Raw genomic sequence first — 15,209 nt, forward strand, 5'->3', positions numbered from 1 at the left:
TCACGCTCCCCCATCGCGGGGCAAGCCGCGGAACATGTCGGTGTAGAGCTGGTACACGACCTTGGAGGCGTGAATCACCGCTGCCTGGTCCGCCGGATCTTCGAGCCGGTTCATCAAGCCGCGGTAGGTCTGCATGTGTTCGATGTCCAGCGACCCGTGGGAGCTGAGGTAGCTGAACGCCGTGGGCGGCAATTCCAGGCGCTGGCGGATGCTGTCGGCGGCATGGGTCGCCAGGGCGATGCTGGTGCCTTCGAGCACGTTGACCATGCCGAACAGTCCTGCCGGATTGCCCCGGGCGATCAAGTCGTAGAGGTAACTGACCATCAGTTCGATGGGCAGCGACGGTTGGCCGTTGCGCACCGCCTCCTTGTCGCCACCGCACACGGCGATGTCATCCAACACCCACTGCTCGTGGCCATATTCTTCATCGATGTACTCGCACACGGCCTTGCGCAGCCATTCCAGGCGGGTGGGCAGGCGCGCGCCGCAGGCCATCATCAACGGGACCGTGTGGCGTACGTGGTAGTACGCCTGGATCAGGAACGCCCGATAGCTGGCCAGGCTGACCTGCCCATTGAGGGCATCACGGATGATCGGCAGATTGAACAGCGTCTGCCGCTCCTGCTCGGTGGCTTGTTGCAACGTGTCGAAAAAATTCATGAAGAGAACTCCTGGGACGAAACGGATGGGATGAGCAGCGCCCGGTAATGCTCGACGATGGCATCACGGCGCGGGCGGCCGTTGGCGGTAAGCAGGCCGTTGGCCGTCGTAAAAGGTTCCTGCAGTCGCGTCCAGCGATGGGCCCGTGCGTAGTCGGGCAATGCCGCGTTGGCCTTGGCCACGGCCATCTCCAGCGCATGATCGGAGCAATCGGCGCGGCTGGGCCAAAGCAGCGCGTGGTTGTGGGGCAGTGCCTCGCCATAGACGAAAGCCTGGGCGATGTCACCGCCTTGGGTGAGTTCGGCTTCGACCCATTCGGGATTGACGTTGCGGCCGAAGCTGGTCACGAACTGATGCTTCTTGCGCCCGCGCAGATAGAGGTAGCCGTCAGCGTCGAACTCGCCCAGGTCGCCGCTGGGCCACCATTGGCCGTCAAGCGTGGGCTCACCCAGGTAACCCAGCAGGGTCGAGCCTTTGATCATGACTTCACCGTCGTCGGCCAGGTGTACCTCCACATGGGGCAACGGCTGGCCAACACTGCCGGCGCGATGGGCCTGTGGTCGATTGAGGCATACCACCGAAGCGCATTCCGACAACCCATAGCCTTCAAATATCGGTAATCCGATGCGCTGGGCCCGTTGCAGCAGATCTTGGGATACCCGCGCCCCGCCCACGGCGGCGAAGCGAACAGTGTGCGGGTTAAATGCTTTCTGCTCAGCGGCCATCACCAGCATCAACAGCAACTGCGGCACCAGGATCAGGCTTTGCGCACGACGTTCGGCCAGGCACCCCAGCAGGCGCGTCGGGTCGACCCCGCTGGCGCCCTGGATGCCGAGGGTCTTCTGGCTGGGCAGGCTGAGCATCGCACCGGCATAAAGCGCCGCGTAGCACCCCAGGTTCTCCAGCAGAATCGCCAAGGGCAACAAGGCCAGATGGTGCCTTGCCTCGACCGGTTGGCTGGCCTGCTCCAGCTCTCGGGCAACCCGTAGCATGCTGTCGGCGGCCAGGCAGACGCCTTTGGGCGTGCCGGTCGTGCCGGAGGTGAACGTCAGCTTGGCGGTACCCGCCGGCAGGCGGCTCGGCTCGTCGAAGCAACGCGCCCAGAACTCGCCTCTTTGCTGGTAACCAGCGGCTTGGAGTTCCTCTGCATATGCCGGTTCGGCAATCACCCGCTCGGCCTGGCTCTGCTCCAGGCAATGGCGGCGTTGGGCCTGGCTGAAAAATCCGGGCAGGAGAACACAGGGCAGTCCTTCGAAGAGCGCGGCCAAGTCCCAGAGGATGGCTTCGATGCCGTTGTCCAACGCCAGGGCGACGACGCGAACCTGCTCATCGCGCAAGCGTTGCTGGCGGTACATCACTTCGGAATAAAGCGTGGCGTAGTCCAGCTGAGAGCCATCGCCCCACAGCGCTACCGCGTGGCCTCGACGCTCGGCGTGCCCGCGCAGGGTGCGCTTGAACAGTTGCATTTCAGGCGACATGGCTGGTCTCCCCGTGAGTTGGCAAGAGCCCCAGGCGATTGAACAGACCGATATTGCGCAAATGAATGAAGCCGGCACGGATGTTTCCGACGTGGACCCACGGCTGGCTCTCGTAGTAGCGGCCCCAAAGGTGACGATCCTCGCCCAGGCGCTGCGGGTCGGCCGGGCACAGGGTCACGGGCTTGAGGCCGAGGCGATGAAAGCTGTTGACCAGCCCGGCGTTGCCGGTGAACGCGACCCACTCCAGGCCGCCCATGGCCAGCAAATAAGTGATCGCAATGATGCTCAGCCGGGCGCTGCCTGTGTCGCTGGCAGCCAGGTTGCCAACCTCGACGATGCCGGCGCGATCCACAGGACGGTCCGCGGCAGCATTGATCAAAGGCTCGATGGGCTCATCCAGATAACGTTCGAGAAACAGCGGCCCTTGGGCGGCCCGACGCACCCCAGCGACTGCGCAGAGCGTGCCATTGACGTCATCGAGGCCGAACAGCTCTGGCATGAAGTGCCGGATATCGGCGCCGTGAACCTTGCGGAAACGCTGCTGGATAAACGCTTCGAATTCTGCTCGCCGAGGCTCTCCCGGCAGGGCCCGGTGAAGGTGGCGAACCGGCGGGCCGCCATCACCAAAGGCCAGCGGCAGGCGGATGTTCCAGTCGAAATGGGGCATGGGTCTACGTTCTCCGGGCTAGTGGGAGAAAGTATCGAGGCCGTTTCTTAACGAAGTCTGAAGGCGACGGATATCCCATTTGGGCACGTTCGAAAAATAATCCTGAACTGCCCCTGGCTGCTTTTCCGTAGTACAGTGGCCAAGACCGATAAATATCCATGTTGAGATGACCTGATAGGTCAGGATCCACTCAATGAACCCGAACTCCTCGTTATCCCACTGCCGCGGTGCCAACAACATGATCGAAATCACCGAAGCTTCCATTGCCCAATTGCGCGCTGCGCTCGAATCGGGCCAGACCACTGCGGTAGAGCTTGTCCGAGCCTACCTCGCCAGGATCGATGCCTACGATGGCCCAGAGACCCCCACTGCCCTCAACGCGGTGGTCGTGCGCAACCCCGATGCCTTGAAGGAAGCGCAGGCGTCCGATGCGCGTCGGGCCAGCGGCCAGGCCCTGGGCCCGCTCGATGGCATCCCTTACACCGCCAAGGACAGTTACCTGGTGAAGGGCCTCACCGCGGCTTCCGGCAGCCCGGCCTTCAAGGATCTGGTCGCCTATCGCGATGCGTTCACCATCGAGCGGCTTCGTGCTGCCGGGGCGATCTGCCTGGGCAAGACCAACATGCCGCCGATGGCCAATGGCGGCATGCAACGCGGGGTATATGGCCGCGCGGAGAGTCCTTACAACGGCGACTACCTCACCGCGCCGTTTGCCTCGGGCTCCTCGAACGGTGCCGGCACGGCCACTGCGGCCAGTTTCGCGGCGTTCGGTCTCGCCGAGGAAACCTGGTCGAGCGGACGCGGCCCGGCATCCAATAACGGTTTGTGCGCCTATACCCCCTCGCGCGGCGTGATCTCGGTGCGCGGTAACTGGCCGCTGACGCCGACGATGGACGTCGTCGTACCCTTCGCCCGGACCATGGCCGACCTTCTTGAGGTGCTGGACGTGGTGGTGGCCCATGACCCGGACACCCGTGGTGACCTGTGGCGGCTGCAACCCTGGGTACCGATTCCCAGCGTCGACTCGGTTCGCCCTGCCTCCTACCTGAGCCTTGCAAGCAATCCAGGGACACTCGCCGGCGTTCGGCTCGGCGTGCCACGGATGTACATCAATGCCGATCCCGAAGCAGGTACGGCGGAAAAACCCGGCATCGGTGGCCCCACCGGGCAGCGGATCATCACCCGCGCCTCGGTAATCGACCTGTGGCAAGAGGCTCGTGCGGCCCTTGAAGCCTGTGGCGCTAAAGTGATCGAAGTGGACTTCCCGCTGGTGTCCAACTGCGAGGGCGATCGACCCGGCGCACCGACGGTGTACACCCGTGGCCTGGTATCCAAGGAGTTTTTGCACCATGAATTGTGGGACCTGTCGGCCTGGGCCTTCGATGATTTCCTGCGGGCCAACGGGGATCCGAAACTCAACCGCCTGGCGGACGTCGACGGGCCGCAAATCTTCCCCCACGACCCCGGCACCCTGCCCAACCGCGAGGATGACCTTGCCGCGGGCATGGATGAATACGTGAAGATGGCCCAGCGCGGCATCACGCCTTGGGACCAGATTCCGACATTGCCTGACGGTTTGCGGGGCCTTGAAGAAACGCGCCGAATCGATCTCGAGGACTGGATGGCGCAGCTTGGCCTGGACGCGGTGATCTTCCCGACCGTCGCCGACGTCGGGCCGGCGGATGCGGACGTCAACCCGGCCTCCGCCGACATTGCCTGGAGCAACGGCGTCTGGGTCGCCAATGGCAACCTCGCCATTCGCCACCTGGGCGTGCCCACCGTCACCGTGCCGATGGGCGTCATGGCAGACATCGGCATGCCCGTCGGGCTGACGTTCGCCGGTCGCGCCTACGACGATTCGACGCTGTTGCAGTTGGCCTCGGCGTTCGAATCGATTGGCTCGAAGCGGCAGGTCCCGCCTCGCACACCGCCATTGTCGGCGTGAAAAAGTAAGGAGGGGCGGGATATACCGCCCCTTTTCCACGATACCGCAACGAGGGTCATCCGCATCGGCTGCAGCCAGGCGGGTGTACTCGGTGTTCACCTGCTCGATTTCCCCTCCCTCGCCCAAGCGCAATTAACAACGATTAACTCGCTCGCCCGCGCGTCGCCATCAAGAATGGCGACCTTGATCTGAAAGTCACTCTCCACGCGGGAAAGGAAGCATGCTGCCAACTGCACCAAACAACGTCTTCGCGCCCGACCCCGTGCCCGTCTCCCTGAAGCCGCTCTGGTTCCTTGCGCTGCTCACCTCCTGCAGCGCGTCGGCGCTGGCGCAGGAAGGCCCCCAAGATTCCCCTGGCTTGCTTGAGGGGGCAACGCTCGATGTGCTCAGCCGTAACTTCTATCTCAACAATGACTACCGTACCGAGAACCCGACGGGCAAAAGCTACAAACAGGAATGGGCCCAGGGTTTCATCGCATCGTTCGAGTCCGGTTTCACTCCTGGCACGATCGGTGTAGGTATCGACGCCCATGGTTTTCTCGGTTTGAAACTGGACGGTGGCAAAGGGCATTCCGGGACCGGATTGCTGCCGCTGGACCAGGACGGTCGCAGCGAGGCGCGCTATTCCAGCGCGGGCGGTGCGCTGAAGTTCCGCAGTGCACAAACCACCCTGGCGGTGGGCGAAATGACCGTGGCGACTCCGGTGTTCGACACCGCAGACAAGCGCCTGCAACCGGAGTACGCCAGCGGTTGGCTTCTGTCGAACCAGTCAATCCAAGGTATCGATGTGCAGGCCGGCCATTTTTATGCTTTCAAGAACCAGGACGCCTCGACCGGCAAAGGTGATTTTTCGGGCTACGGTGCCACGACGCGCAACCACGACATCGACTTCATCGGCGCCGACCTGCTCGCCGGACAGGCTACCGGCGGCGCCTTCTACGCCTCGGAATTGAGCGATACGTGGCGCCAGTACTACGGCAATGTCCATACGACGCTCGGCGGCCTGTTCCTCGACGGCAACCTGTATCACACCCGCGATCAGGGCGAGGCAGCGGCTGGAGCCATCGATACCACCGCCTATAGCCTGTCCGGCAAATACCGGATCAACGCCCAGGCATTCACCCTGGCCTATCAGAAAATCCACGGCGACACGCCTTTCGATTTTGTCGGCGGCGACTCCATCTACTTGGCCAACTCGATCAAATACGCCGACTTCAATGGCCCGGGCGAACGGTCGTGGCAAGCACGGTATGACCTGGATCTTGGGACCCTGGGCATTCCCGGCCTGAGCTTCATGGCCCGTTATGTGACCGGACGCGGGATAGACGGCAGTCATGCTCCGAAAGGCGGCGCCTACAACCCGTTCGATATTGACAGCGGCACCTATCAGCCACAACAACGGGCTGGAGGCCGTCATTGGGAGCGCGACCTGGACCTGCACTATGTGGTGCAGTCCGGTCCGGCGAAGGATTTGTCGGTGCAACTGTCCCACGTCACCCATCGAGCCAACAGCGCCCAGGCCGGCGATGATATCGACAGGCTGTATGTGGTGATCCAGTACCCGCTCAAGCTCGGACCGCTTTGACCCGGCAAGTCGTGCCCTTCTCCAAACCGTCGACGACGCAGCGTTGTCGGCGCTACAAGCGAAAACGTTGCGCCATGGCGTGGCAGAGCAAGTCCACCGCTTCGTCGGCGTGCGAGGCCTGCGACCGTAGAAACACCACTTCATGCTCGGCGATGGCAGGCAGTCCCTCAAGAATCCGCATCGCCTCCGTCACCCGGGCGCGGTCGATCAGGCTGATCGCCAGGCCGGCTTCCACGCACGCCTTGACGGCCTGGTTGGAGGGGCTTTCCAGGACGATGCGAGTCTTACGTCCGCTTTGCCTGAGGGACTCGATCATCGCTTGCCGATAAGGGCACTGCGCCGCGTGAACGGCCAGTGGCAACGGCACCATCGAGGCAACTGCGGCATGGGCGGGACCTACCCAGACGGGTGTGGTGGAAACCAGCACTTGAGCCTCTGCGCTCGGCTCGCCTTTGGGCTGGGTAAGGACCGCCGCCTGGAGTTTGCCGCGCTGTACCAGGTCGCGCAGCGCGTAGCTCGGCGCGGTCTTGAGTTCCAGCACCACGTTGGGCCACGCAGCCGTGAAGGTCGGGAGAATGTCGCGGATGACATGGTCGGCGTATTCGTCCGGTACGCCGAGGATAATGCGCCCGGCCAGGCGGGTGCCCTGCAGGTCGGCCAACACTCGGTCATGGGTGCTGAGCAACTCCGCCGTGGCCACCAGCAGCCGTTTGCCCAGCGCGGTCAGGGAAACAGCCTGATTGTCGCGGTTGAGCAAGCGCCCGCCGGCGACCACTTCCAGCCGCTGTATGTGCACGGTCACCGCCGCCGGGCTTTTGTGCAGCAATTGCGCCGCCGCGCTGAATTTGCCAATGCGCGCCACGGTGTGGAATGTGCGGATCAGATCAATATCGAGTATGGCCGGCATGGTTTAATCTTCGTGAATAATTGATGCAGATTATTTTGATTTATCAGATTACACAGGTTTCGTAGGCTGAGGCCATGGACCTGAATAAATCGCTGTCTTGCCCCCCTCTCTACCGTGCTGACTGGCGCCGGGCGCTTCCCCTGCCTTTGCTTGAAGCCGCCTTGCTCCTGGCCTGGAGCTCAGGGTTCGTCGGTGCGCGGTTCTCCCTCGATTACGCCCCGGCGTTGCTGGTGGTGTTCTGGCGCTGCGTCGTGGTCACGCTCGTTCTGTTTCCCTTCGTCGCCAAATCACTCCGGCGCACCTCACCTGGCGTCTTGCTGAAAAATGCCGGCATCGGCCTGCTGGCCATGGCGGGGTATCTGGCCGGCATCACCCAGGGGATTGCCCTCGGCGTGCCCGCGGGCCTGGCCGCGCTGGTCGCCGATCTGCTGCCGATGTGCCTGGCGCTGTTGACCGCAGGCGTGCTTGGACAACGACTGGCCTGGCAGGTCTGGGTGGGCCTGCTCATCGGTCTGCTGGGCGTTTCGCTGGTGACCCACGGCGCGTTGGCCTGGGGCGATGCCCCGTTGTGGGCGTATGGCCTGCCACTGCTGGGCATGCTTTCGCTCGCCGTCGCGACTCTCTGGCAGAAACACTTGGCGCCCTCCGAATCAATGGAGCTGCTGCCCAACCTGTGGCTGCAATGTTGCGTCTCAGGTATCGCCTTCGCTGTCATCGAAGGTTCCCAAGGCAGTCTCGCGCCCCTTCCCACCACAGGCTTTGCCCTGAGCGTATTGTGGACCGCGGGATTATCGACGATGGGCGGTTATGGGCTGTATTGGATGTGCCTGCGCCGCGCGACAGCCACTCGGGTCGCCAGCGTCCTGTACCTCAGCCCGCCGATTACGATGCTCTGGGCCTGGGCCATGTTCGGCGAGCCGCTTTCCTGGCAGATGGTGGCCGGCATGGCGGTGTCGGGCATGGGGATCTGGCTGGTGGTGCGCACGGAAGCGCGGCAGGCGAAACGATCGCAAGCCAGTTGATCTAGCTTGCAGGGTAAGTCAGCTTCAACCCAGTCACCTTCGCGGCAGGATTCAGCACGGCCTTGGTCGATTTGTCCTTATCCATGATATGGATGACCTCGATACCGCGAAGCAACAGATAGTCCGCGATGATCCTGCGGTGACAGCGCCACCAGACCGCCTCCGCACACATGATCGCGCAACGCTGGGTTCTGCTCAGTTCCAAAAGGCGATCCAGGCCTTCTTCAAACTCATCCGAGAGCGCGTAATCGGCGTAGTTGTGAAAGCTGCGATTGTCCCAGAACGAATTGACTTCATCGCCCACCGTCCGGGATTTCTTGCGCAGTCCACCGAGCTGGGCAATCTGCTCATGCCCGATTCCCACATTAGCCAGCTGTTGTCCAAACGTATCGAGGTTGTATTGCGGGTTGGTCCGGGACCGGGGGACCGTTCTGACATCGATAATCATCCCTATGCTAAAACCTTTGACGATATCCACGAACTGGTCGAGGGTCTTGGTGGAGTGACCAATCGTGTAAACCGGGTAACTTTCCATACGTGAACATCCAAACGATAGGCTCTGCCGTTAGGCCCCGCAGGGAAGCAATGGTTCTTCAAACAAAAAGCCCCGGAACCTTTAAAGGGCCGGGGCTTGGCAGGGCGTGGAAATCAAGCCTGTTCTTTCAGCGTGTCATACGCCTCCAGCGAACGCAGCGAGTAGATGTAGGCCGCGCCGGCGTTCAACGAAATCGCGGTTGCCAGGGCGGCGGCGATTTCCTCGCGGCTGGCGCCGGCCTTGATGGCGGCGTCCGTGTGCGTGGCGATACAACCATCGCAGCGGGTGGTGACTGCCACGGCAATCGAGATGAGTTCACGGGTCTTGGCATCGAGCACATTGTTTTCGCTGGCGGCTTCCCCAAGGGCCATGTAGGCCTTGACCATTTTGGGGTTGCTGCGGCCCAGAGCGCCAAAGGCTTTCTTGACGGAAGACAACAAATCGGACCAGTTATGGAACATGGCATTAACTCCTGAGTGGGTTGGGTGTACTGTTTCAACGCCCTCAGTTTTCCATCCTGGCGCGGGAAGGTTTTGTCCGATGCGCTCAGTTTTTTTTGCGAAACGCTCAAATGAATGCAATCGATAAACTCATCAGCCTGGCCAACGTTCGCGGCAGCCTGGATCTGCGTTGCCAGTTCGAGGGCGACTGGGCCCTGGACCATGAACAGCAGGCCCTGGGCACGGCGCCCTATCACATCGTGCTGGCGGGAGAGTGCCGGGTGGAATTTCCCGACGGGCAGCGCCTGCCCATGCGCGCCGGTGACATTCTGCTGTTGCCCCGCGGCGCGCGGCACGTGATGCACAGCCCCGGAAAGAGCGTGCCGCCGAGCACTCCTAAGCAGGTGACCGGTGGCACGCTGCCGATTCATCGCATCGGCGGCGCCAGCCCGGAACTGGACATGCTGTGCGGTGGCTTTCACTACAACCGTGCTTCGCTGCTGTTCGCATCCCTGCCCGATTACCTGGTGATTCCCAGCGGCGCGGGGCCGGCCAACGGGCCGTTATCGGCGCTGGTCGGGGTGATCCGGCAGGAGGCTGACGACGATAAAGTCGGCGCCCGTTTCTTGCTCGACGCACTTACCCAGGCACTGTTCACGCTGATTTTACGCACGCACCTGGCCAGCCAGGGCCAGGACAGCGGCGCGCTGGCCCTGCTCGGCGACAAGCGCCTGGGCCGGGCCTGGCAGGCAATCCTGGCGGATCCGGCGCATGAATGGACCATTCAAGGCCTGGCGGACATCGCCAACATGTCCCGCGCCAGTTTCATGCGCGCGTTCGTCAATGTGGCCGGCGCCTCGCCGTGGGTGCTATTGACGCAGGTGCGCATGGAGCTGGCCTTCGGCCTGCTGAGCCACTCACACCTGGGGCTGAGCGATATTGCGGTGCAGGTCGGCTATCAATCCCAGGCCGCGTTCAGCAAGAAGTTCAAGGACATCTACGGCCAGGCGCCAGGAAAAGTTCGACGCGGGATCTAACCAAAAAATGCCGCATCGGGCCGCATGGCCGGGTGTTCACGCAGGCGATCGACAACGTAATCGACAAAGCTGCGTACCCGCATTGGCGCCTTGCGCCTTTCCCGATAAACCACATGGACCGGCAGCGAGGGCGGCTCGTAAGGTTGCAAGATCCTGCGCAATTGGCCGCTGTTCAAATAGTCGTACAAGGGGTAGCTCAGGCAACGGGTCAACCCCGCGCCATGAGCTGCGGCATCGATGGCGGCCTGGAGCGTGGCGCAACTGAGCCGCGTGCGAGCGTTGATGCAACTTGTCTCGCCTTGCTGTTGGAAGGACCAGCGGACCCTGTCCTGATTGGCTTGCGCGGCAATCAATCGGTGATTGCGCAGGTCCTGCGGCACTTCGGGCTCACCGTGAATCGCCAGGTAACCAGGGCTGCCGCAGACGATCGAACGAACGCTGCCGACCGGTCGGGCGATCAATGAAGAACTGGGTAACCGGCCCACCAGCACTGCCACATCCAGCCCCTCTTCGCTCATGTTCGGGAAACGATCATGGTAGTGGGCAAACACCTTGATCTGCGGATACAGATCCATATAGCCGGCCAGCAGCGGGGACATGACGTAGCGGCTGAACAGCAAGGGCAACAAGACCGTCAGATTGCCCTGCGCCTGGACATGCCAACCCTTGGCCAAAGCCTCGGCATCGTCGATGCCCTTGAGAATGCGCGAGCAATCGGCCATGAAGCCCGCGCCGGCTTCCGTCAGCACCACCCCGCGTGTGCTGCGCTGCAACAGCTGCACCCCGAGCCGCGCTTCCAGGCGAGCGATGGCACGGACCACGGTGGGACCGGAGACGTTGAGACGATGGGCCGCCGAGGCGAGGCTGGGGCACTGCGAGAGCGCATGAAACATCAGCATTTCATGATATCGCCCCATCAAGCGCTACCTTTGACGACCGGCTTGAGCGTGGCGTCGCTCCCGAGCCGGTCCGTCAGGAAATCGACAAACGTGCGGACCTTGGCGGGTATCCGGTTGCTCTTTTGATACACCACGTGAATCGGCAACGCCGGCAGTTCAAATTCCTTGAGCACCACTTCCAGCGTTCCCTGCGCCACCTGCCTGGCGACTTGATAGGACAGCACGCGAGTGACGCCCCAGCCCTGGCAGGCGATGTTGATCGCGGCCTGATTGGCGGTGACCACCAGGCGCGGCTCGAAACGCAGGTTCAACGGCTTTGCCTGCGCCATGAATTGCCAGTCGCTGAGCAAGTGGCTGGCCGAAGACATGACGATATTGGCCTGGCTCAACTCTTCGGGGTGCCTGGGTGTCCCATGTCGCTGAAAATAGGCAGGCGCCGCGCAGATCACCTGCCGGACCTCCCCGACCTTGATGGCGTGCTGGTTGGTTTCCTGCAAATGGCCAATGCGTATCGCCACGTCGATCCCTTCGTCAGCAATGTTGACCACGCGGTCGACCAACAAGGCGTTGAGATGCACCGACGGGAACTGGTCCAGGTAATCGGTAAGCAGCGGCGCGATGTACAACTCGCCAAACAGCACCGGTGCCGTGACCGTCAGGTATCCGCACGGTATCGAATAGCTGCCGGCAGCCGCCTCCTCGGCCTCGTCGAGTTCGCCCAGGATTCGCCGGCAATCTTCCAGATAGCGTTGCCCCGCTTCGGTCAGGTGCACATTGCGGGTGGTGCGCGACAGCAGTTGGGTTCCGATACGCTCTTCCATCCCGGCGATGGCACGCGTCACGCTCGGGGGCGAGATGCGCAGCCGGCGTGCGGCCGCGGCAAAGCCTTCTTCTTCCGCAACAGCCATGAAAACCTGCATTTCCTGGAAACGATCCATGGGCGACTCAGCCTGGGTTGACGAAATTCAAGTGCAGCGGGATGGGGCGTGCCGCGAGGAATTGCGGCGCTCGCCCCTGGCTCCGGAATCAAACCTGTTGCAAGCCTTTGGCGGTGCGTTGCATGCCGACGAAATTCGGCAACGCTTCGATGCTGCCCAGCCACGCACGGACCTGCGGGTAGTCGCTCAGCGAGACGTTGCCTTCCGGTGCGTGTGACACGTAAGTGTAGGCGGCAACGTCAGCGATGCTCGGTTGGTCACCCGCCAGGAACTTGCTTTGTTCCAATTCCTGTTCCATGACCTGCAACAGCGCGTGGGAGCGCTTAATGGCATCTGCCGCGTCATAACCTGCACCGAATACGGTGATCAACCGCGCGTTAGCGGGGCCCTGGTTGATCTGGCCGGCGGCCACCGAAAGCCAGCGCTGGATTTTGGCTTGGGCAAGCGGATCGTCCGGCAGCCATTGCCCCTTGCCGTACTTGGCCGCGAGGTAGACCAGGATCGCGTTCGAGTCGGCCAGGACGGTGCCGTTGTCATCGATCACCGGCACCTGGCCAAAACGATTGATGGCCAGGAATTGCGGGGTCTTGTGCTCACCCTTCATCAGGTCGACGAATATCAACTCGGTCGGCAGGCCCAGCAGGGACAACATCAGCTCGACGCGATGGGAGTGACCGGACAAGGGGTGGCGATAAAGTTTGATCGCTTTCTCAGGCATGACGTACTCCGTACTGTTGGCTCGAAGCGGCAATCGCGTCGATGACGCTATCCTCTACTCCCTTGCCAGGCACCGGAATAACCAGCTTTTACAATCCAGCATTTCATCCAACGAAAGAGTCGACCGCCGCATCCGGCCTCAGCGGGATGCAGCGCGCCGGCATTCGAGTCAAATGTCGAGCACCAGGGTTTCACTGCCCTGCGCCGGCACCGCGCAGCAGATCAACACCTCGTCCTCGGCCACCGGCTCCGCAGGCTGGGTCAGGTAATGCACCTGGCCACGGGTCAAGCGGGTCTTGCAGGTGCCGCAGGAACCGCCACGGCAACTGAACTCCGGGTTCAATCCGCGCGCCTCGGCCAGCTCCAGCAGCGAACCATTGCCCGGCTCCCAACGCGCTTCCTTGCCGGAGCTGGCGAACAGGACCTTCACCGCTTCGCTCGCGGCGGGCACTTGCTCGGCTGCGGGCACGCTGACTTCGATGTCGCGCACTAGCGTGGAGGGGCCGAAAGTTTCTGCGTGCAGGCGGTCGTCAGGGATGCGCAGGCCCCGCAATCCGTCATACAGCGCCTGGGTAAAGCCGCCCGGCCCGCACAAATAATAGTCGTAGTCGTTGAGGGGCAGCAGGCGCTTGAGCAGCTCCACGTCGATCCGGCCCGCCAAGTCGTAGCCTTCACCGACATTCACGTCGAGGGCCGGTTGGCTGACCACGCGCAGTATCCGCAGCCTGTCCCCGGCGCGCGCCGCCAGTTCGTCGAGCTCCTCGCGAAACGCCAGGTCGGCCACGGTGCGCGCACTTTGTACCAGCCAGACCGGGCGCATGCGGCTGATGCGTTGGCCCTGGTAAACAACCTCCCGCAACATCGACAGCAGCGGCGTGATACCGACCCCCGCCGCCAACAGCACCAAGGGGCGCCGCTCGGTGGGCTGAATAGTGAAATGGCCCTGGGGGGCGCGCGCCTCGATTTCATGCAGCGCCTGGACCTGGTCATGCAAGTGGGACGACACCGTGCCGTCGCGCTTGACGCTGATGCGCAGGAAATCATCCGACGGCGCGCTGGACACGCTGTACGTGCGGATCGATGGCGTTTTCTGCCCTGGCAGAAGGACCCGCACGGGCAAATGCTGCCCGGCTTCGAACCGTGGCAAACCCGCCCCGTCGCTCGCCTGCAAGTAGAACGAACGGATGCTGGGGCTTTCATCCACCACCCGCGTGACCTGCAGCGAACGCCAGTGGGTACGCAAGGCCTCGGCCTGCAAGCGTTCAGCGGCGTGCTCCCAACTGCCGGTCATCAGCGAGTTGGGCGAGTCGCCCTCGTCCTGGTCTTTCCAGCGCAACGGGATGGCCGCCGGCCGGTAAACGATGCGTTGCGGGGTGAAACGCAGCAACCGCTCGGCGCCCTGAAACGCCGAAATTTGCGGGTCGTCCAGCAGGACTTGCGCCGAACCGCTCATTTGCAGCAGGTCGCCTGTCTGGAAATCGATGAACACCAAGCCCGCACGCGGGTTCAGCAGGATGTTGCCCAAGGTGTTGAAGAACAGGTTCCCGGAAAAGTCGGGAACGGTCAGCGACCCGTCTTCGTCCATGCGCACGAACCCTGGCTTGCCGCCGCGATGGGAGGCATCGACTTGCCGCTCGCCGTCGCGCACGACATAAGTGGCGATGTAAAACGAATCGGCCGCCGTCACCAGCCGACGGACCAACGGGTCCGTCGCGGTCAATGGCCGAGGCGCGAGCGCCTGCTCGTCGACAAAGTGATACTGGCGCAGGTTGATGTAGCGAGGGCAGTTGCCATAGGCCTGGCTAACGGAAATATCCAGTCCTTGCTCAAGCTGACCGCGTACGACGCCATTCATGCGGTTACGTCGACGGGTGTGCAGCTCGATGCCCAGCATGCCGATGGCATCGCCCTCGCCCATGCCTTCCTGGGCCGGGTCGTTGGGCTGCGGTTCGCAGTGGATGTGCAAGGTCTGCGGGTCGGGCGAATTCATGAAGCCGGGCTGACCGGTGCGCAGGGTCGCCCATACGTCGCCTTGCCGATCCACCGCACCCAACACCACGAAAGGCAATTGGGCGTAGAACTCGCGATGCTGGTCCGGCATCCAGGTGCGCGCCAGTTGCCGCTGGCCGACGCTGGCCATCATGTCGACCGCCCCGACGGAGCGCTGCAATGTCAGCTCTCCTTCATGCCAAGGCGAGGGTTTTGCTTTCAAGGCTTCGTCCATCAGCTGCTCCTCGCGCCCGCAGCAGGACAGCCTGCGCCAGTGCGCTCCGGTTAGGAATCGTGCACCGCACTCGCACGGGTGTGCAGGTGGGTGGAGTCATCTTCGTCCCAAAGCGGCTGCGCAGGAATACGCACAAACTGCAATCCACCCTTTCA

At 62.7% G+C, this 15,209-nt stretch carries 14 protein-coding genes; 4 read left to right on the forward strand and 10 right to left on the reverse strand.

The features are described from left to right. Genes PFLQ2_RS13420 through PFLQ2_RS13410 form a run of 3 tightly spaced genes read right to left on the reverse strand, consistent with a single transcriptional unit; the run spans position 1 to position 2,805 of the window. Positions 1-660, reverse strand: coding sequence for a TenA family transcriptional regulator (locus tag PFLQ2_RS13420; RefSeq protein WP_003181999.1), 660 nt, complete (start codon positions 658-660; stop codon positions 1-3). Further along, the gene (locus PFLQ2_RS13415) at positions 657-2,138 is read right to left on the reverse strand and encodes an AMP-binding protein (protein ID WP_003182000.1); all 1,482 of its coding nucleotides are present in this window, start codon (positions 2,136-2,138) and stop codon (positions 657-659) included. Before PFLQ2_RS13415 ends, PFLQ2_RS13420 begins: the two co-directional genes overlap by 4 nt. Then, entirely contained in the window at positions 2,128-2,805 is a 678-nt protein-coding gene (locus PFLQ2_RS13410) for a thermostable hemolysin (RefSeq protein ID WP_003182002.1), read from the reverse strand. Before PFLQ2_RS13410 ends, PFLQ2_RS13415 begins: the two co-directional genes overlap by 11 nt. Before the next feature lie 238 nt (positions 2,806-3,043). Here PFLQ2_RS13410 and PFLQ2_RS13405 point away from each other — a divergent pair, with 238 nt between their 5' ends. Then, positions 3,044-4,750 carry an amidase gene (locus PFLQ2_RS13405; protein ID WP_003182004.1) on the forward strand — a complete coding sequence of 569 codons (1,707 nt, stop codon included), beginning with the start codon at positions 3,044-3,046 and terminating at the stop codon, positions 4,748-4,750. Between the two features lie 220 nt (positions 4,751-4,970). Then, entirely contained in the window at positions 4,971-6,335 is a 1,365-nt protein-coding gene (locus PFLQ2_RS13400) for an OprD family porin (RefSeq protein ID WP_003182006.1), read from the forward strand. Positions 6,336-6,387: 52 nt separating this feature from the next. On the opposite strand, the gene PFLQ2_RS13395 is transcribed toward PFLQ2_RS13400, so the two are convergent. Then, positions 6,388-7,242, reverse strand: a complete 855-nt coding sequence (locus PFLQ2_RS13395) for a LysR family transcriptional regulator (RefSeq protein WP_003182009.1) — start codon at positions 7,240-7,242, stop codon at positions 6,388-6,390. 74 nt (positions 7,243-7,316) lie between these two features. On the opposite strand from PFLQ2_RS13395, the gene PFLQ2_RS13390 reads away from it, so the two are divergent. Then, positions 7,317-8,264 carry a DMT family transporter gene (locus PFLQ2_RS13390; protein WP_003182011.1) on the forward strand — a complete coding sequence of 316 codons (948 nt, stop codon included), beginning with the start codon at positions 7,317-7,319 and terminating at the stop codon, positions 8,262-8,264. A gap of 1 nt (position 8,265) precedes the next feature. Here the strand turns inward: PFLQ2_RS13390 and PFLQ2_RS13385 are convergent, their stop codons facing one another. Both PFLQ2_RS13385 and PFLQ2_RS13380 read right to left on the reverse strand, forming a co-directional pair. Further along, positions 8,266-8,799 (reverse strand): DUF488 family protein, encoded by a 534-nt coding sequence (locus PFLQ2_RS13385; RefSeq protein WP_003182013.1) that lies wholly within the window; start codon positions 8,797-8,799, stop codon positions 8,266-8,268. 113 nt (positions 8,800-8,912) lie between these two features. Continuing rightward, positions 8,913-9,260 carry a carboxymuconolactone decarboxylase family protein gene (locus PFLQ2_RS13380; RefSeq protein WP_003182015.1) on the reverse strand — a complete coding sequence of 116 codons (348 nt, stop codon included), beginning with the start codon at positions 9,258-9,260 and terminating at the stop codon, positions 8,913-8,915. A gap of 110 nt (positions 9,261-9,370) precedes the next feature. Between PFLQ2_RS13380 and PFLQ2_RS13375 the strand changes: the two genes are divergently transcribed. Further along, positions 9,371-10,276 carry an AraC family transcriptional regulator gene (locus PFLQ2_RS13375; RefSeq protein ID WP_003182017.1) on the forward strand — a complete coding sequence of 302 codons (906 nt, stop codon included), beginning with the start codon at positions 9,371-9,373 and terminating at the stop codon, positions 10,274-10,276. On the opposite strand, the gene PFLQ2_RS13370 is transcribed toward PFLQ2_RS13375, so the two are convergent. From PFLQ2_RS13370 to PFLQ2_RS13355, 4 genes are all read right to left on the reverse strand, one after another. Then, a complete protein-coding gene (locus PFLQ2_RS13370; protein WP_003182019.1) occupies positions 10,273-11,193 on the reverse strand; it encodes a LysR family transcriptional regulator in 921 nt (306 codons plus the stop codon). The two genes, PFLQ2_RS13375 and PFLQ2_RS13370, sit on opposite strands and share 4 nt — an antisense overlap. Then, positions 11,193-12,113, reverse strand: coding sequence for a LysR family transcriptional regulator (locus PFLQ2_RS13365; protein WP_003182020.1), 921 nt, complete (start codon positions 12,111-12,113; stop codon positions 11,193-11,195). Before PFLQ2_RS13365 ends, PFLQ2_RS13370 begins: the two co-directional genes overlap by 1 nt. An 88-nt stretch (positions 12,114-12,201) precedes the next feature. After that, positions 12,202-12,831 (reverse strand): glutathione S-transferase family protein, encoded by a 630-nt coding sequence (locus PFLQ2_RS13360; protein WP_003182021.1) that lies wholly within the window; start codon positions 12,829-12,831, stop codon positions 12,202-12,204. A gap of 168 nt (positions 12,832-12,999) precedes the next feature. Then, positions 13,000-15,054 (reverse strand): pyridoxamine 5'-phosphate oxidase family protein, encoded by a 2,055-nt coding sequence (locus PFLQ2_RS13355; protein ID WP_003182023.1) that lies wholly within the window; start codon positions 15,052-15,054, stop codon positions 13,000-13,002. Positions 15,055-15,209 lie beyond the last annotated feature (155 nt).

The organism is Pseudomonas fluorescens Q2-87, assembly GCF_000281895.1.
Lineage (GTDB): Bacteria > Pseudomonadota > Gammaproteobacteria > Pseudomonadales > Pseudomonadaceae > Aquipseudomonas > Aquipseudomonas fluorescens_S.

Coding starts and splice junctions, on each gene's coding strand:
- PFLQ2_RS13420 (WP_003181999.1), bottom strand. CDS start 660: ATGAATTTTTTCGACACGTTGCAACAAGCCACCGAGCAGGAGCGGCAG.
- PFLQ2_RS13415 (WP_003182000.1), bottom strand. CDS start 2,138: ATGTCGCCTGAAATGCAACTGTTCAAGCGCACCCTGCGCGGGCACGCC.
- PFLQ2_RS13410 (WP_003182002.1), bottom strand. CDS start 2,805: ATGCCCCATTTCGACTGGAACATCCGCCTGCCGCTGGCCTTTGGTGAT.
- PFLQ2_RS13405 (WP_003182004.1), top strand. CDS start 3,044: ATGATCGAAATCACCGAAGCTTCCATTGCCCAATTGCGCGCTGCGCTC.
- PFLQ2_RS13400 (WP_003182006.1), top strand. CDS start 4,971: ATGCTGCCAACTGCACCAAACAACGTCTTCGCGCCCGACCCCGTGCCC.
- PFLQ2_RS13395 (WP_003182009.1), bottom strand. CDS start 7,242: ATGCCGGCCATACTCGATATTGATCTGATCCGCACATTCCACACCGTG.
- PFLQ2_RS13390 (WP_003182011.1), top strand. CDS start 7,317: ATGGACCTGAATAAATCGCTGTCTTGCCCCCCTCTCTACCGTGCTGAC.
- PFLQ2_RS13385 (WP_003182013.1), bottom strand. CDS start 8,799: ATGGAAAGTTACCCGGTTTACACGATTGGTCACTCCACCAAGACCCTC.
- PFLQ2_RS13380 (WP_003182015.1), bottom strand. CDS start 9,260: ATGTTCCATAACTGGTCCGATTTGTTGTCTTCCGTCAAGAAAGCCTTT.
- PFLQ2_RS13375 (WP_003182017.1), top strand. CDS start 9,371: ATGAATGCAATCGATAAACTCATCAGCCTGGCCAACGTTCGCGGCAGC.
- PFLQ2_RS13370 (WP_003182019.1), bottom strand. CDS start 11,193: ATGGGGCGATATCATGAAATGCTGATGTTTCATGCGCTCTCGCAGTGC.
- PFLQ2_RS13365 (WP_003182020.1), bottom strand. CDS start 12,113: ATGGATCGTTTCCAGGAAATGCAGGTTTTCATGGCTGTTGCGGAAGAA.
- PFLQ2_RS13360 (WP_003182021.1), bottom strand. CDS start 12,831: ATGCCTGAGAAAGCGATCAAACTTTATCGCCACCCCTTGTCCGGTCAC.
- PFLQ2_RS13355 (WP_003182023.1), bottom strand. CDS start 15,054: ATGGACGAAGCCTTGAAAGCAAAACCCTCGCCTTGGCATGAAGGAGAG.